This window comes from Youngiibacter multivorans (assembly GCF_017873395.1).
In the GTDB taxonomy this organism is placed as follows: Bacteria; Bacillota; Clostridia; order Clostridiales; family Clostridiaceae; genus Youngiibacter; species Youngiibacter multivorans.
The window spans coordinates 40,220-56,774 of record NZ_JAGGKC010000028.1 but is presented as its reverse complement, the minus strand read 5'-3'; the positions used below and the strand labels follow the sequence as shown (position 1 = coordinate 56,774).

Here is a 16,555-nt window from a genome sequence, read left to right as displayed (position 1 = left end):
CTGTCTAAAAAACCATGTACATCAAAGAAATCCCAGATTCCTAAATTAGTGGAATTCTATTTGGCAAAGTGGAAGTTGCTTTTTCAATTAACCATAAATACTTTTCAGCACAATAAATTTCTTCAAGACTCTTAGATTAGGCCCCCGTCATTCACAGTATGAAATCTGGTGAGCATGAAACAAGGCGCAGAGCTTATGCCCTACGCCTTGTAATTTACCTATGCAAGCGAAGATTCTTCCTCTTCACTCCTTGATTCGTCGTGCTTTACCAGCTCGAGCCTTGAGACTGACACCTCGTACGCAACTCTTGTTACCTTTTCGGTTTCGCTCACATTCTTGACGTACTCCCTTGACTGAAGCCTGCCGCAGACTTTTATCCTCTCCCCTATCTCAAGGTTCTTGGAATACCGTGCATTCCTTCCCCAGGCGATTATCGGGATGTAGTCGGATTTGTTGTAAGCCCTGTTAACGGCAACGAGAATATCAGTTATCTCCCTGCCGAAGGGGGTCTTCCTGTATACAGGAGCCTTGCATATGAATCCGTCTAGAAGTATCTCATTGGGATCCTTGGCACGTTCCTCCGGTACCTCAATGGACCTGGCAAAAACAGTAAGAACCAGCTTGTTCCTGTTCTCCACTACCTTGTTGTAGCTTCTCAGCTGACCATTGACCCTGATGAAGTCTCCTACACTGAGTGTCATATCAGTCAGAAGCCTTTCTGAAATAGTGACGCAGAGTATGTCTTTTGATTCGCTCAGCCTGTCCACCTCGAGCTCGAATACATGAAATACCTCGCCGTACAATTCATGGCTCACCTGTGGTTTCTTGAGCACCAGCCCCTCTAGAGTAATACTGTTGTTCTCTGTGTAGTTCTCCACTCTGTTACCCCTCTTTCTTTGGTATTGGAAAAGGCCATACCTCGAAAATACGAGCATGCCCACTGGCCTCTGTTCCCCAAAACAAAGACTCAATACTAATTATATCAAATGTGTATTCGATTTCAAGAAAATTAGAACGATAGCAATGAAAAGATGAAAATATTTTCACTTTCTAAATGATAACTGAGTTCAAAAAGCTGGCATCCATGATTGAATTGACCTGCAAAATTCTGTATCATTAAATGTGGACTTTGGAGGTGCAAATTGGAAAACAATAGCCTTGCTGAAAATAAACTGCTTATAATGTATGCGATAAAAGGCCTTAAGGTTGAGCTCACCAAGGATCAGCTGTCAGACCTTCTTTTGAGCAGCATCTTCATGAATTACTTCGACTTGCAGACGTATATTGACGAGCTTGAGAAAGCAGACTGCATAAGAATGGTAACAATAAGAGGTTCAGATACCCTTCACCTCACAAAAACAGGAGAGGAAATGCTTACGCTTTTTTCCGACAGGATGAATCCGAGGAAGACAAAGGCAGTCGATGAATGCATCGAGAGAAGCATGGACAAGCTCATTCGGGAAGCGACTGTATCCACTTCCATAGAAGAAGGTGAACGTGGTACCTTCGTGGTCAGACTCTCTGCCTTTGAGGATGAGAGGGAGATCATAGGGCTGACACTTTCGCTTCCGGACAAGGATAGTGCAGAAAGCGCCATGCACAGCTGGAGGAAGGATTCGTCTGCGATTTACGGAATACTATACAGACTTCTTGTCAAATAGGAAAGGGACATAGCAGCCATAAAGGTTTTGCTTTGTCCCTTTTATATTCAAGAATTTTGGCTTAAGGTCCTTGCGGCCTTCAGCATCTCGATTTCCTTTGCATATCCGTCAAGCTCGTTTGGAGTCTCCAGATAGAAAGGAAGGTCTCTTAGATATTTATGGTTGATTATCCTTGAGAATGCAGCGAAGCCTATGGAACCCTCCCCTATCTTTTCATGCCTGTCCTTATGGCTGGAGAACGGATTCTTGCTGTCATTTATGTGGATAGCCTTAAGCTTCTCAAGTCCGATAATTCTATCGAATTCCCCCAGTACCCCTTCAAGGTCATTAACAATATCATATCCTGCATCATACACATGGCACGTATCCAGACAAACGCCGACCTTGTCTTTCAGCACAACTCTGTCGAGTATCATCTGCAGCTCCTCGAATGTCCTTCCGACTTCGGTGCCCTTTCCCGCCATGGTCTCAAGCAGCACTATTGTGGTCTGCTCCTCTGAAAGCAGCCTGTTGAGAAGTCCGGAAATAAGCTGGACCCCCTCTTCAAGCCCCTGCCCTACATGGCTTCCCGGATGGAAATTGTAGTAGCTGCCTGGGACGTGTTCCATCCTCACGAGATCATCCTTCATGACCATCTCAGCGAAATCCCTGACCTTTGGGTCTGCTCCCGCCGGATTTAAAGTATATGGCGCATGTGCTAGTATTTTTCCAAATCCATTTTTTGACATGTATGCGACAAGTGCCCTTGAATCCTCAGGATCAATATCCTTAGCCTTGCTTCCCCTTGGATTCCTTGTGAAGAACTGGAAAGTGTTGGCACCTATTTCTGAAGCTGTTTCTCCCATCGCAAGGAATCCCTTTGATGAGGAAAGATGGCAGCCAATATTGAACAAAAAAATCATCTCCCTGTTTTGCTTATACAGATAGTATACAACAAATCGGGAGATAATTGAATTGTGTAAAATTTAATATTTATATAGACCTTCGTTTTCTCTTTTTCTCAGGACCTTCCTGAATTCCCCCATCATGTAAAGTGAGCCTGTGATGAGGATAAGACCGGAGGGCCCGCTTATTTTTTTTGCAGTCTCCAGTGCCTTCTCATAAGAGGGCTCAGCTATACGCTCAATATGGTCAGGGACATATGCCATGAGCTCTCCGGGTGTGAGCGCCCGTGGAGTTGGAGGAGATGTACAGATGACAGCCTGTGCGCCTTGTGAGGCAAGCTCTGCCATAAGATGAGCCTCCTTGTCCTTCAGAATGCCAAGTATCACAACACGGGGAACATCCCTGAAATAGGTGTCAACACTTTCAATGAGGTTCCGCATACCGTCAGGATTATGCGCACCGTCGAGGATGACCACAGGATCTTTTCCGAATCGTTCCATCCGTGCAGGCCAGATTACCTCATCAAGTGCTGACACTACTGCATCATGAGGCACGTAGAAGCCAAGGCTGACGAGCTTTGAGACAGCCGTCACAGCAAGCAGGGAGTTCTCCAGCTGATGCTTTCCGAGAAGGCTTAGATGGGACTTTATAGTTCCCCAGGGATTGACCGTGAGTTCAATAAGCTGTTTCCATTCATCCATTCCAATATATCTTATATCTTCCCCAGAGATGAAGGTTAGGTCAGATCCTGTACCATGCGCCCTTTCTATCAGAACTTCAGCTGCCTTTATATCCTGCGGTGCGGATACTGAGGGAGCCTTCTTGATTATCCCTGCCTTATGGCCTGCTATGCTTTCGATTGTGTCACCCAGATCTTCAACATGGTCGAAGCTGATCGAGGTTATTACGGAGAGTACGGGTAGAAGCACATTTGTAGCATCATTTTTCCCACCAAGCCCGACTTCTATGACTCCAAAGTCTATGTCCATTTCCTTGAAGTAAAGGAACATGATGGCTGTGACCACCTCGAACTCGGTTGGATTGAAATGCCCTTCCGCCATCACATCAGTTACCGCAGCCCTGACTTTTCCGGTCAGCCTTGCAAGTGCTTCATGGCTAATGTACCTGCTGTTGACCTGAATCCTCTCCTCGAATACCTCGATGAAAGGCGATGTGTATAGTCCGGTCCGGTATCCTGACTTCTCCAGGATAAGAGAAATGATCCTTGATGTGGACCCTTTGCCGTTGGTTCCTGCCACATGGATGAACTTAAGTCCATCCTGAGGGTTTCCAAGGTGGCGCATGAGCGACCTCATCCTGTCAAGTCCTGTGCGTTCGGGAGCTCTTGGAATCCCGTGGATATATTTAAGTGCTTCAATGTAATCCATCATGCCTCCGACAAAGGCAGGACTATGGACCTACGGTCCGTTGCCCTGCCCTTTTATCATTTCAAATTGTGTCACCATTTCAAGTTTTGTGGTGCAAAGTCAAGCCTCTTATCCTATGTTTTATCAGGATAACGACTCTATCCTGTCCCTTACTGACTGGATCATGGCCTCATATTTGGCACCCTTTTCCTTTTCCTCATCAATTACTGACTGAGGTGCTTTGGAGATGAATTTCTCGTTTGTAAGCTTGGAGGTTACCCTGACAATCTCCTTCATGAGCTTTTCTTCTTCCTTCTTCAGCCTCTCTATTTCCTTGTCCCTGTCAATGAGGTCCAGTAGTGGTATGAATATCCTTGCGTCGCCTGTGACAACAGCAACATTGTTTTTTCCGTCCGGCTCGGCTGTTACCAGCTCCACCTCGTCAGCGAATGCAAGCTTCTTGAGATAATCGGTGGCCATAACGAAGGCTTCGCCCATCCCTTCCTGTGGAAGGATGCTGAGCTTGGACTTCCTTGATGAAGGCACATTCATCTCCTGCCTCAGGTTTCTTATGCTCCTGATGGCTTCGATGACTGCATTCATGTTCCTTTCTGTTGCCAGGTCTACCAGAGTTTCGTCAGATTGCGGCCAGGCAGCTGTCACTATAGTAGCATCTTCACTTAAGTGACTGTAAATCTCTTCAGTGATGAACGGCATTACCGGGTGGAGGAGCTTAAGGCCGGCAATAAGGACATTCCTTATGACGTTGAAGCTTGTGCCCTTCTCTTCATCAGTGCCATTATAGAACACAGGCTTGATAAGCTCTATATACCAGTCGCAGAGTTCGTTCCACAGGAAGTCATAGACCTTCTGCAAAGCGACTCCCAGCTCGAATCTGTCAAGGTTTGCGGTGACATCGGAAACCAGTGAGTTAAGCCTCGAAAGTATCCATCTGTCTGCCAGGGAGTAGCTTCTCGATTCTTTGTATTTCTCAAGGAGCTCTCCATCAAGGTTCATAAGGACAAACCTTGATGCGTTCCAGATCTTGTTCGCGAAATTCCTGGCTGCTTCGACCCTCTCAGGATAGAACCTGATGTCATTTCCTGGAGCGTTTCCGGAAACAAGCATGAATCTCAGGGCATCAGCGCCAAACTCGTCTATTGTCTCCAGAGGGTCGACGCCGTTGCCAAGGGACTTGCTCATCTTCCTGCCCTCTGAATCCCTTACTATACCATGTATGAATACTGTGTCAAATGGAGTCTCCTTCATATTGTAGAGTCCGGAGAATACCATCCTTGCCACCCAGAAGAATATGATGTCATATCCTGTAACAAGGGTCGAGGTAGGATAGAAGTATTCCAGGTCTTCTGTCTTATCCGGCCAGCCTAATGTGGAGAAAGGCCACAATGCCGAGCTGAACCAGGTATCAAGGACATCCTCCTCTTCCCTCAGTTTTTCAGAACCGCATTTAGGACAGGAATGAGGAGTATCTATGGATGCTATAGTATCTCCGCAAGCGTCGCAATACCATACTGGTATCCTGTGTCCCCACCAGAGCTGCCTTGAGATACACCAATCCTCGATATTTTCCATCCAGTTGAAGTATGTCTTCTCGAATCTCTCAGGAACGAATTTGGTATCCTTGTTCCTTACTGCCTCCAGGGCAGGTATTGCCAGGGGCTCCATCTTCACGTACCACTGTTTGGAGATAAGCGGCTCTATCGCCGTTCCGCACCTGTCATGGGTGGAAAGGTTGTGGAGATGGGGCTTTATGGATTCAAGGAGTCCAAGCGCCTCCATATCCTTAACTATCAGCTTCCTTGCCTCGTATCTGTCAAGACCGGCATATTTGCCGCCATTGGAGTTTATCCTGCCATGGTCGTCAAGGACGTTCACGCTGGGAAGGTTGTGCCTTTCCCCTACCAGGTAGTCGTTGGGGTCATGGGCTGGCGTGATCTTCACGCAGCCTGTACCGAATTCCACGTCTACGTATGAGTCTGCGACTATAGGGATTTGCTTGTCCATCAGAGGAAGCATGAGGGTCTTGCCTACGAGGGCCTTGTATCTGTCATCATCAGGATTTACAGCTACCGCTGTGTCTCCAAGCATTGTCTCCGGCCTTGTGGTGGCTATTGTGATGTACCCGCTTCCATCAGTAAGAGGGTATTTGAAGTGCCACAGGCTGCCCTCTGATTCCTTGTACTCAATCTCTGCATTTGAAAGTGCAGTGGTGCATTTAGGGCACCAGTTTGTCATCCTGTTTCCCCTGTATATCAGTCCCTCATCATACAGCTTTACGAAAACAGTCCTGACTGCCTTGGAGAGGTTCTCGTCCATGGTGAAGGCTTCACGGGTGAAGTCGCAGGAAGAGCCCATCTTTTTGATCTGTTCCCTGATCCTTTCCCTGTATTCGTCTGACCATTCCCAGACCTTTTCAAGGAATGCCTCTCTGCCTATTTCCTTCTTTACTATACCCTGCTTAAGAAGCTCGTTCTCAACCCTTACTTCGGTTGCTATTGAAGCATGGTCTTCTCCAGGAAGCCACAGTGCCTCGAAGCCCTGCATCCTCTTGTATCTGATGATCATGTCCTGAAGCGTAAGGTCAAGTGCATGTCCCATATGAAGCTTTCCGGTTATGTTCGGAGGCGGCATCACTATGGTGTAAGGCTTCTTTTCCTTGTTCACCTTCGGAGTGAAGACTCCCATCTCCATCCATTTGTCGTATAGTCTCTTCTCGAATTCCTTGGGATCATACGTTGTTCCCAGCGTCTTCCTGTCTTCCATAGCATCCTCCTTAAAATAAAAAGAGCCCTCGTCCATAAAAGGACGAAGACTCCGCGGTACCACCTTTTTTCCCACTTACATGGGCACTCGATAAATTAACGGTTCGAATAAACCGTCCGGACTTACTTAATTTCTGCCCGGAAGCTCGGAAGCTACCTTCTGCAAAATCCTGCGTGACCGCCTTTCAGCCTGGTGCGGTCTCTCTTTTTCGCTGACCCTTCGCATACTCCTCTTCGTCAATGCCTGATATATACCCTTATATTATATGTGTCTCTTCTCTATTGTCAAGGTCTTTTCAACTGCTGAAAGATTCTGGTTCTTTTCCAGGTTTCTGAAAGCAGTCGATACCATGAGCTTGATCCTGTTCAGCTGGTTCACCTCGCTGGCGCCGGGATCATAGTCTATGGCAGTAATGTTCACGTTCTTGTTGTCTTCCCTCAGCTTCTTGATGACACCCTTGCCTGTGATATGGTTCGGTAGGCAGGCAAATGGCTGCATGCAGACGATGTTCTCAACTCCTGAGTGGATAAGCTCGAGCATTTCACCTGTCAGGAACCACCCTTCTCCGGTCTGGTTTCCGATGGAAACCACGTCCTTTGTCATTTCAGCAAGGGATTCGATCCTTGAGGGAGGAGTGAACCTCTCTGATTCAGACAGTGCATCCCTCATGGCTTTCCTGTAGATTTCAATCGCTTCGATTATGAGCTTCGATGTGACTGCGCCCTTAAGGCTGCCGCCAAGCTCCTTCCGCTTGAAGATATTGTTGTAGGAGCTGTATAGGAAGAAATCTGTCAGGTCAGGCATAACCGCCTCACAGCCTTCATTCTCGATGACATCGACCACATTGTTGTTTGCCGTCGGATGGAACTTTACCAGTATTTCACCTACAAGCCCGACCTTTGGCTTCACAATGCTTCTTATCTCGAGGTTGTCGAAATCCCTGACTATCCCCTGTACATTATCCTTGTATAGCTGGAAGCTTCCGTTGGAAACATCCTTTACCAGCTTTTCCGACCACTTCTCATAGAGTGCGTTCGCAGAACCCTTTATGGTCTCGTATGGCCTTACCCTGTAAAGCACCCTCATGAGGAGGTCGCCGTAAAGTATTGCAAACAGGACACGGTTGATCGTATCTAAGGTCAGCTTCATCCCGGGATGCTTCTCGAAGCCCTGGAATGAGAGCGGCACTACCGGTACCTGCGGGAATTCAGCATCCCTCAGGGCTTTCCTTATGAAGCCGACGTAGTTGGTGGCCCTGCAGCCTCCACCAGTCTGGGTTATCAGGGTTGATGTGTTGTCAGGATCATACTTTCCGCTCTTCAGGGCGTTTATGATCTGACCAGTAACTATTATTGAAGGATAGCATGCATCGTTGTTTACATACTTCAGTCCTTCCTCGATTGCATTTCTGTCATCGCTTGGAAGAACCACCAGATTGAAGCCTGATGCCCTGAGAGCCGCCTCCAGGAACCTGAAGTGTATGGGTGACATCTGTGGGGCCAGTATGGTGTGTGTCTTCTTCATCTCTATTGTAAACTGAGGTCTGCCGTAGACAATGGGCCTGTCCTTCCTTACGAAGGAATTCCTCTCCCTTGCATCCATGGCTGCCTTGAGAGACCTGATCCTGATCCTTGCTGCTCCCAGATTGTTTCCTTCATCGATCTTCAGAAGCGTGTACAGCTTCCCTTTGCTGTGGAGTATCTCCTCAACCTGGTCCGAAGTAACGGCATCAAGCCCGCAGCCAAAGCTGTTGAGCTGAATAAGTTCAAGGTCATCTCTCCCCGCTACAAAGGAAGCAGCCCTGTAAAGCCTGTTGTGGTAGGTCCACTGGTCGATTACCCGAAGGGGTCTGTCGACCTTTCCAAGATGAGCTACTGAATCCTCAGTTAGAACTGCCATACCGAAGTCCTTGATGATGTCAGGAATCCCGTGATGTATCTCAGGGTCCACATGGTAAGGCCTTCCGGCCAGCACAATGCCCTTAAGGCCATGCTCCCTCATATACCTCAGTGTTTCTTCACCTTTCTTCTGGACGTCTTCCTTTACCTGGTCCTTCTCCGCATAGGCCTTTTCAACCGCAGCGGTTACCTCCTGAAGCGTCATGTCACTGTACTTCGACAGAATCGAGTGAAGCTTCTTTGGAAGCTCATTCCTCTTGTAGAGGTTCAGGAAAGGGTTCAGGTATGTCATGCCATTTGTCTTTATTATGTCCATGTTGTTCTTTATGACTTCAGGATATGAGGTCACAACCGGACAGTTGTAGTGGTTGGATGCTCCCGTGTCTTCCTTCTCCTCGTATGGGATACAAGGATAGAAGACCATATCCACATTCTTCTTTGCAAGCCACTCTATGTGGCCGTGGACTATCTTGCCAGGATAGCAAACCGATTCTGAAGGAATGGATTCCATCCCAAGCTCGTATATTTTCTTTGATGACCTCGGTGAAAGCACAACCCTGTATTTAAGCTCTGTGAAGAAAGTGAACCAGAACGGGTAGTTTTCATACAGGTTGAGAACCCTTGGTATTCCAACTGTTCCTCTTGTTGCCTCCGATTCTTCAAGGCTCTTGTAGGAGAATGTCCGGTCATGCTTGTAGTCGAAAAGGTTCGGAACATCATTCTTCCTTATGACGCCCAGGGGTCTTTCGCACCTGTTTCCGGAGATGAACTCATGTCCTTCCCTGAATATGTTTATAGTAAGGGGGCAGTTGTTGAGACAAAGTCCGCAGCGCCTCATTTCAGCCCTGGGTGATAGGAGCTCAAGCTCGTCAGATCCAAGAAGTGTAGACCTTTGCCCCTCCATCCTTTCTTTGGCGATTATCGCAGCGCCGAATGCTCCCATTAGTCCTGCTATGTCCGGTCTTACGGCATCCCTGCCTGAAACCTTCTCGAATGCCCGGAGTACGCTGTCGTTATAGAACGTACCACCCTGCACGATGATCTTTTCACCCATCTCCTTAGGATTACGGATCTTTATAACCTTGAAAAGCGCGTTCTTTATTACACTGTATGAAAGCCCGGAGCTGATGTCGCCCACGGAAGCACCTTCCTTCTGCGCCTGCTTCACCCTTGAATTCATGAATACAGTGCATCTGGATCCCAGGTCTACAGGCTCTTCTGAGAACAGGCCTTCCCTTGAGAAGTCCCTCACATCGAAGTTCAGGGATTCTGAGAAGCTCTCGATGAATGAACCGCATCCTGAGGAACACGCCTCATTGAGCATTATGGAATCAATTGCGCCATCCTTGATCTTCATGCACTTCATGTCCTGACCGCCTATGTCAAGGATGAAGTCTACGCCCTCAAGGAAATGGTTTGCTGCAGTATAGTGCGCTATGGTCTCTATTTCTCCGAAATCCACACCGAGGGCAGCCTTCAAGAGGCTCTCCCCATATCCTGTAGCTGTGCTTCCTGCTATATATGCGCCTTCAGGCAGCTTAGAGTAAAGGTCTTTAAGTATCGATACTATGAGCTTGAGAGGCTCACCCTTGTTGCTTCCATAATATGAGTACAGGATTCGCCTGTCATCATCCATGAGCACGAGCTTTGATGTTGTGGAACCTGAGTCTATACCAAGGTAGCAGGGACCGGTATGGCTGGAAAGGTCCGCCCTTTCAGCTTTAGCCAGGTCATGTCTTGACTTGAACGCATCAAAATCAGCCTTGTCAGCAAATAGAGGATCCAGCCTTTCAACTTCCTTTACAAATACTCCCTTAAGCTTCTCAGCCCTGTCCTTAAGGACTTGGAAATCATGTGAATAGGTCTCCTTTGAATGGAGGGCAGCACCCATGGCAACATAGAGCTCAGCATTTTCTGGAACTATCGCAGCAGCTTCAGAAAGGTGAAGCGTCTCGATGAACCTTGTCCTAAGCTCCGACAGGAAATGAAGCGGTCCTCCAAGGAAGGCTATGTTGCCTCTTATAGGCTTTCCGCAGGCAAGTCCTGATATGGTCTGGTTCACCACTGCCTGGAATATGGAAGCGGCTATATCCTCTTTCTTCGCTCCCTCGTTGATTAGAGGCTGAACGTCAGTCTTTGCGAATACACCGCATCTTGCAGCTATAGGATATATGAATGTGGAGCCTTTCGCCAGGTTGTTCAGGCCAGTGGCATCGGTCTTAAGGAGAGCTGCCATCTGGTCGATGAAAGCACCGGTACCGCCTGCGCAGGTACCATTCATCCTCTGCTCTATTGAACCGTCGAAATAGGTAATCTTTGCATCTTCACCGCCAAGCTCGATGGCTACATCTGTATGCCCGATGAACTCTTCAACTGCCTTGGTGGAGGCTATTACCTCCTGTACGAAATCTATCTTCAGCCAGCCTGAGACGGACATTCCGCCAGAGCCGGTTACACTCACTGTGACTTCACGCTGCCCGAAAGCATCGTATGCATCCTTTATGCAGTCCACGACAGTGCTCCTGATATCGGAGTAATGTCTTTTATAGTCGCTGTATGCCAGTCTTGAATTCTTATCCAGGACTGCGATCTTGACTGTAGTGGAACCCACATCCAGACCTATGTACAATCTGTCTTTCATAAACTAGGCCCGATCCGCGAAAGCGGCACGGCACCCTTCACCTCTCTTTGATAGTCAGTTGGCAAAATATGTCTTTCATGAAAATAACCGCTAATATATTAGCGGAGGACTGAATAATAATATATTATATCACCAAATTGTAAATTTTGTATTATCAAGAAATAATTAAGAATTGGAAAGGGTTTCAAGGCTCAAAACCAATAAAACAGACAGGCTTGAAGCAAAATTCAGCCTGTCGAAGAATTAGTCCAAATCAATTTCATCATCTGTGAGGAGCTCTCTAAGTACAGCAGAAACAGTGTCCCTTGAGAAACCCTTGTTTACCAGAAAGCCATAAAGCTTGCTGCGAAGCTTCCACTGGTCGCTTTCCCTCTTCTTGAGCAGCTCAAGCTTTTTGGCAGCCTGTGATCTGCAGGATTCTCTTTCAGCATCAGGAGACATGCTGCCGATTGCGACTTCTATCGTCTCCTTGTCAACACCCTTTGCCTGAAGGTCGTGACGGATCTTCAGCACCCCGGCCTTCCTTATCTTCTCGTTCGAATAAAGCCTTGCATACCTTTCATCATCTACCATCCGGTACTCTTCAAGCAGGCCGGATACTGAACCTATGGTGTCCTCATCGTAGCCCTTTGCTGATAGCTTTCTTCTGACCTCTTCAAGAGTCTTGTAGCCTCTTTCGAGAAATGTAAATGCATCATCCTTTGCCCTGAGCTTTTCATCTGCGCTTACCATATCCCTGAGCGAGGCTTCGTCGAACTCCATGCCCGTCTTAAGGTGCATCCTCACTATCAGCTCTTTGTGGCAAGGATAGATGCTGCCATCATCCATTGTCAGTCTGGACCTGTCCTTATCCCTTCTGTCGTCCTCGATTGATAAAATTTTCAAATTCAGTCACCTGCCCTGAGTATGTATATGGTAGGGTCCGTGAGCACCTTTGCTGCAACGCTTGAAACATCTTCCAGGGTTACTTTCTCGAGGTCCTCAATGTCCTCAAGGAATTTCATCGGTGTTTCTCCGTCGATCAGGTCATCCATTATACATGAACAAAGGTGGTGAGTGTCTTCAAGCGTGGACATTACACCAGTCTTCATTACCTTCTTCATGACCTCCAGGTCCCTTTCGTTTATTGCAGAGCCTGCTGCAAGGCCTTCGGTAATGCCCCTGATAATTTCGAGGGCGACTTCAGTGCTGTCGTCGTGGACCTGAGTGTATATCGTTAAGCTCTGGATCCTGTCTGTAAGGTCAAGGTCCGAATAAGCATCGTAGGCCAGCCCCATCTCTTCACGAAGCTTCCTGAAGAGCATTGAGTTTGCGGAGTTGCCGAGCTTGTAGTTTAGTATGCGCAGCGGCAGCTTTTCAGCCTCCTCGATCTCGAAGGTATATAGCATTCCAATCGCTGATTGTTCCATTGGCTTTGATGATTTGAACCTTCCTGGGTGGTTTTTCTCGAAAATAATCTCTTTCTTCAAAGGAGCTTCCCCATACCAGGAACCGAATATGTCCCTGACAATTTTAAGAACGAGATTGAATTCGAGTGGTGACACAATGGTCAAGAGTGCGTTACCAGGAACATAGTGCTTTGAATGGAAGTCAACAAGCTTCTTCCTGGTGAATCCGCTTATACAATTTTTCGTGCCGAGAATGTCAGTCCTAAGACCACTTTTCCTGTATGCCTTCCGGTTCAACAGGTTGAGAGTAAGTGACTCGGTGTCGTCAAGAGTCGCTTTCAGCTCTGAAAGTACGACACCCTTCTCCTTTTCCATCTCATCTTCCGGAAATGCAGGAAATCTGACCATCTCACTTAGTATCCCAAGACCTTCGGAGATCTCCTCCTGAAGGGCGGTTATCGTGAAGACAGTTGAAATATAGTCTGTGAATGCATTGTAATCGCCGCCGAGATACTCAAGGTCTTCATTCAGCGTCTTGTTGTTTCGGAAGATTGTGCCCTTGAACATCATGTGCTCAAGGAAATGACATATACCCTTCTGCGTCGGACCCTCATGAAGAGCTCCGGTCCGAATTCCAATGTTGCAGGAAAATAGAGCTCCATCCTTCTTGATGATCGCTACCTGGAGTCCGTTTTCGAGGGTAGTCGTCTTGCAGCTGTTCTTTTTGTCTATCATGTAGTGGCTCCTAAGCTTTTATTGCCCTCATAACCAGAGGTAGTTTTGATTTGTCCCATGCACTTCCGTCAAAGCCTCCAAATGACTCTATTGACTTGAAACCGGCGGATTCCAGCATATCCTCTAGCTCAGACCTTCTGAGTGGAAGAAGCATTACAGAGCTTCCCACCTCTTCAGGACCTACCCTGAGCTTTGACCTGAATTCAATCTTCATCGTATCTGGATCCAGCTTGTAGTTCCTAACGAAGGTTATGTCCTTTTCCCTCACCTCGATAGTCGGAAGGCTGGTAATGGATTCGTCGAGAATCCTGTCGTAGTTGATTATCTGAAGAATTATCCTGCCGCCAGATGTAAGAAGCCCGTGACATGTCTTTATGAAGTCAAGCGCCTGCTTCCTGTCCTTAAGGTGTACCAAGGAGTTCCCGATGCAGAAGATCATATCCATCTCATCTGTGCAGACAAGGTCAATGTCCATCATGTCAGAAACTATGAAATCAGCGTCTGCATCCAGCATGACAGCCTTAGCTTCAGCAATTGCCACCATTGATTCATCTATATCGACACCTACTGTCTGAAAGCCTTTTCCAGCAAGGGCGATTGCGTAGGTGCCAGTGCCGCATGCAGCGTCGAGCACCTTGGCCTCCGGCTCCAGCCCTTCTGAAAGGAAAGACAGAGTGTTGCCGCTCAGCGGGAAAATATCATCATAGTGCGTGGCAAGGATCTCATAAAACTTCAATTCCATTCCTCCCCGTTATATAGTCGGCAAGATCTCTCTTAAGGCCTTAAATCGATTGTGTTTTGAAATAGACTCAATATGCGTCCATCTAAACATTATACAGCTTGCAGAGCCTTCAGACAATGAAAAGAAATGTAACAGACCTGTCACATTGACCTGCTATCATTTAGAAGAAGTGAATTTGCTTTAAAGCCGGACAAGTGCAAGAAACGGTCCGGATGATATAATAGTATGAGAATATGGATTCAGATGGTTCTGCTATCTGGAATCGACGGACGGGTGGTTTGAATGAAGTACATACTCGTAATTGAAGACGAAGTCAGGATGAGAAATCTTTTGAGGGATTACCTGGTGAAGGAAGGCTACGAGGTCACACTTGCCTCTGACGGAGCCGAAGGCCTTAAGCAGGCACTAACCAGAGACTATGACCTGATACTCCTCGACATGATGATGCCATTCATGGACGGCATGACAATGCTGAAGGAGCTGAGGAAAACAAAGGATACAGCTGTCATCGTATTGACGGCAAGGAGTCAGGATACTGACAAGCTTGAGGGATATGTGGCCGGAGCCGATGATTATGTGACCAAGCCATTTTCACCAAAGGTACTTATGGCAAAGATTCACGCTTTCTTCTCCAGGCAGGATGGAGGAAGAAACGGTAAGATTGAAGCAGGCTTTCTCAGCATTGACACCAGGTCACAGAGGATATTCGTTTCAGGTGAGGAAGCTCTGCTTACAAAGAAGGAATACGAGCTTCTGCTTTTCCTTGCAATGAACAGCAACATTGCTTTCTCCAGAGAAACGCTTCTTGACAGGGTCTGGGGCATTGACTATGAGGGTGACCTGAGAGCAGTCGATACCAGCATAAGAAGACTCAGGGAGAAGCTGGGCAAAGCTTCGGGCTACATAATGACAGTGAGAGGAACTGGATACAGGTTCCTGGTGGAAGAAAATGTTTAGGTCGATAACCAACAAGCTTGCATTTCTGACCACAGTCATGGTATCGTCACTCCTTCTGCTTTCCATGCTGTTCATGACCCTTTATTTTGAAACCTACTATGAGAATGTCAAGAGGAAGGCCTTATGGGAGAATCTTGTAGAATTTTCCGAGGTCACTCCCCGCTCGCCTGAAAGCTTCATTGGAGACATAACAGACTACGAGGCTAAGAATTCCGCAAGGCTTTTCATATACACCAGATCCGGCGACCTTATGTATATGTCATCCAAAGGCGGAAATGTCGATGAAAATTCCATCTACATACTCAGAAGCTTCTTCAATGACATTGCACTGAATGAAGCCGTTAAGGACGAATTGTACGGAACTTCAGGAATTTCAAGGGAGTATGTGGAGGAGACAAGAGGAATAAAATATTTCCTTTCTGCAGTCCCTGTTTCAGTACTTGCCATAGACGATTCAATCGCTATATCCATATCCTCCATGATTCCGATCAGGGAGTCGGCTGAAACCATCAAGCAATTCTTCATATACCTCTTCATAGGCGGTCTCATTGTGACTGCCATGATTTCGGTTGTGGTATCAAAGATGGTCACAAAGCCTCTGAGAAAGCTTGCAAAGGATGCTTCAAAGCTTGCATCCCTCAGCTTTGTCGAAAGGGACACATCAAAAAGGTCAGATGAGATTGGAGACCTTGACAGATGCCTTACATCACTTTCATCCAACCTTCAGCTGGCGCTTGAAGACCTTAAATCCAAGAACCTTCTGCTTGAGGAGGACCTTAACCGGAAAGACATGCTTGAAGACCAGAGGAAAAACTTCATAAGGGACATATCCCATGAGCTGAAGACACCACTTGCACTTATACAGGGTTATGCTGAAGGTATACTTGACGGTGTCGTCATTGATGACTCAAAGGAATATCTGGGAATAATCCTTGATGAATCAAGAAACATGGAAGCGCTTATCAGAGATATGCTGGAGCTTTCATATACTGAATCAGAGGCGTTCAGTCTGAATATCATGCGCTTTGACCTGAGCAAACTGATTACTGAGACTGAATCTGCATTCAAGGGCATCAGGCAGGACCTTACAATAGAATCCTGGATATATCCTGAAGTGGAAATTGAGGCTGACAAGGAGAAGATGACGATAGTATTGAGGAACATACTTAAGAATGCGCTAACCTATACCGGAACGAATGGCAAAGTAGCAATCAGTTTGACAGACGATGAATCCGTCATGGGACCTATCTTGAAGGTTACAAACAGCCCGGCGTTCATTTCCGAGGAGGACCTTCAGAACATCTGGGTGCAGTTCTTCAAGAAGGACAAATCCAGACAGCGTGTAAAAGGATCTTCAGGCCTCGGCCTTTCAATCGTAAGGAACATACTTGATAAGCATGGCTTTGAATATGGAATCAGGAACGTGACTACCCTTGACGGAACAAAGGGGATTGAATTCACTGTGAAGTTCTTATAAGCTAATTATGACCTGGGAGA

11 protein-coding genes and 1 other annotated feature are annotated in these 16,555 nt (G+C 47.0%); of the genes, 3 read left to right on the top strand and 8 right to left on the bottom strand.

Going from position 1 to position 16,555, the window contains the following annotated elements:
* Window positions 1–218: 218 nt before the first annotated feature.
* On the bottom strand, window positions 219–878 hold the full coding sequence (locus tag J2Z34_RS14295) for a single-stranded DNA-binding protein (RefSeq protein WP_342453195.1): 660 nt from the start codon (window positions 876–878) through the stop codon (window positions 219–221).
* Window positions 879–1,142: 264 nt separating this feature from the next.
* On the opposite strand from J2Z34_RS14295, the gene J2Z34_RS14290 reads away from it, so the two are divergent.
* On the top strand, window positions 1,143–1,661 hold the full coding sequence (locus J2Z34_RS14290) for a DUF4364 family protein (protein ID WP_209460544.1): 519 nt from the start codon (window positions 1,143–1,145) through the stop codon (window positions 1,659–1,661).
* A 47-nt stretch (window positions 1,662–1,708) separates the two neighbouring features.
* Here the strand turns inward: J2Z34_RS14290 and J2Z34_RS14285 are convergent, their stop codons facing one another.
* From J2Z34_RS14285 to J2Z34_RS14255, 7 genes are all read right to left on the bottom strand, one after another.
* Window positions 1,709–2,554: a deoxyribonuclease IV gene (locus J2Z34_RS14285; protein WP_209460543.1), complete on the bottom strand. Its 846-nt coding sequence runs from the start codon at window positions 2,552–2,554 to the stop codon at window positions 1,709–1,711.
* 72 nt (window positions 2,555–2,626) lie between these two features.
* A complete protein-coding gene (locus tag J2Z34_RS14280; RefSeq protein ID WP_209460542.1) occupies window positions 2,627–3,934 on the bottom strand; it encodes a bifunctional folylpolyglutamate synthase/dihydrofolate synthase in 1,308 nt (435 codons plus the stop codon).
* A 123-nt stretch (window positions 3,935–4,057) separates the two neighbouring features.
* Window positions 4,058–6,697 (bottom strand): valine--tRNA ligase, encoded by a 2,640-nt coding sequence (locus J2Z34_RS14275; RefSeq protein WP_209460541.1) that lies wholly within the window; start codon window positions 6,695–6,697, stop codon window positions 4,058–4,060.
* 35 nt (window positions 6,698–6,732) lie between these two features.
* Window positions 6,733–6,946 (bottom strand) — a binding site (T-box leader).
* A 12-nt stretch (window positions 6,947–6,958) separates the two neighbouring features.
* On the bottom strand, window positions 6,959–11,236 hold the full coding sequence (locus J2Z34_RS14270; protein ID WP_209460540.1) for a 2-hydroxyacyl-CoA dehydratase: 4,278 nt from the start codon (window positions 11,234–11,236) through the stop codon (window positions 6,959–6,961).
* Between the two features lie 243 nt (window positions 11,237–11,479).
* A complete protein-coding gene (locus J2Z34_RS14265) occupies window positions 11,480–12,121 on the bottom strand; it encodes a RecX family transcriptional regulator (RefSeq protein WP_209460539.1) in 642 nt (213 codons plus the stop codon).
* A 2-nt stretch (window positions 12,122–12,123) separates the two neighbouring features.
* Window positions 12,124–13,359 (bottom strand): M16 family metallopeptidase, encoded by a 1,236-nt coding sequence (locus J2Z34_RS14260; RefSeq protein ID WP_209460538.1) that lies wholly within the window; start codon window positions 13,357–13,359, stop codon window positions 12,124–12,126.
* A 10-nt stretch (window positions 13,360–13,369) separates the two neighbouring features.
* Window positions 13,370–14,095 (bottom strand): class I SAM-dependent methyltransferase, encoded by a 726-nt coding sequence (locus J2Z34_RS14255; protein ID WP_209460537.1) that lies wholly within the window; start codon window positions 14,093–14,095, stop codon window positions 13,370–13,372.
* Between the two features lie 288 nt (window positions 14,096–14,383).
* Between J2Z34_RS14255 and J2Z34_RS14250 the strand changes: the two genes are divergently transcribed.
* Entirely contained in the window at window positions 14,384–15,058 is a 675-nt protein-coding gene (locus J2Z34_RS14250; RefSeq protein ID WP_209460536.1) for a response regulator transcription factor, read from the top strand.
* Window positions 15,051–16,535: a HAMP domain-containing sensor histidine kinase gene (locus tag J2Z34_RS14245; RefSeq protein ID WP_209460535.1), complete on the top strand. Its 1,485-nt coding sequence runs from the start codon at window positions 15,051–15,053 to the stop codon at window positions 16,533–16,535. Before J2Z34_RS14250 ends, J2Z34_RS14245 begins: the two co-directional genes overlap by 8 nt.
* The last annotated feature ends 20 nt before the right edge of the window (window positions 16,536–16,555 follow it).

Coding starts and splice junctions, on each gene's coding strand:
- J2Z34_RS14280 (WP_209460542.1), bottom strand. CDS start 3,934: ATGGATTACATTGAAGCACTTAAATATATCCACGGGATTCCAAGAGCT.
- J2Z34_RS14275 (WP_209460541.1), bottom strand. CDS start 6,697: ATGGAAGACAGGAAGACGCTGGGAACAACGTATGATCCCAAGGAATTC.
- J2Z34_RS14270 (WP_209460540.1), bottom strand. CDS start 11,236: ATGAAAGACAGATTGTACATAGGTCTGGATGTGGGTTCCACTACAGTC.
- J2Z34_RS14260 (WP_209460538.1), bottom strand. CDS start 13,359: ATGATAGACAAAAAGAACAGCTGCAAGACGACTACCCTCGAAAACGGA.
- J2Z34_RS14250 (WP_209460536.1), top strand. CDS start 14,384: ATGAAGTACATACTCGTAATTGAAGACGAAGTCAGGATGAGAAATCTT.
- J2Z34_RS14245 (WP_209460535.1), top strand. CDS start 15,051: ATGTTTAGGTCGATAACCAACAAGCTTGCATTTCTGACCACAGTCATG.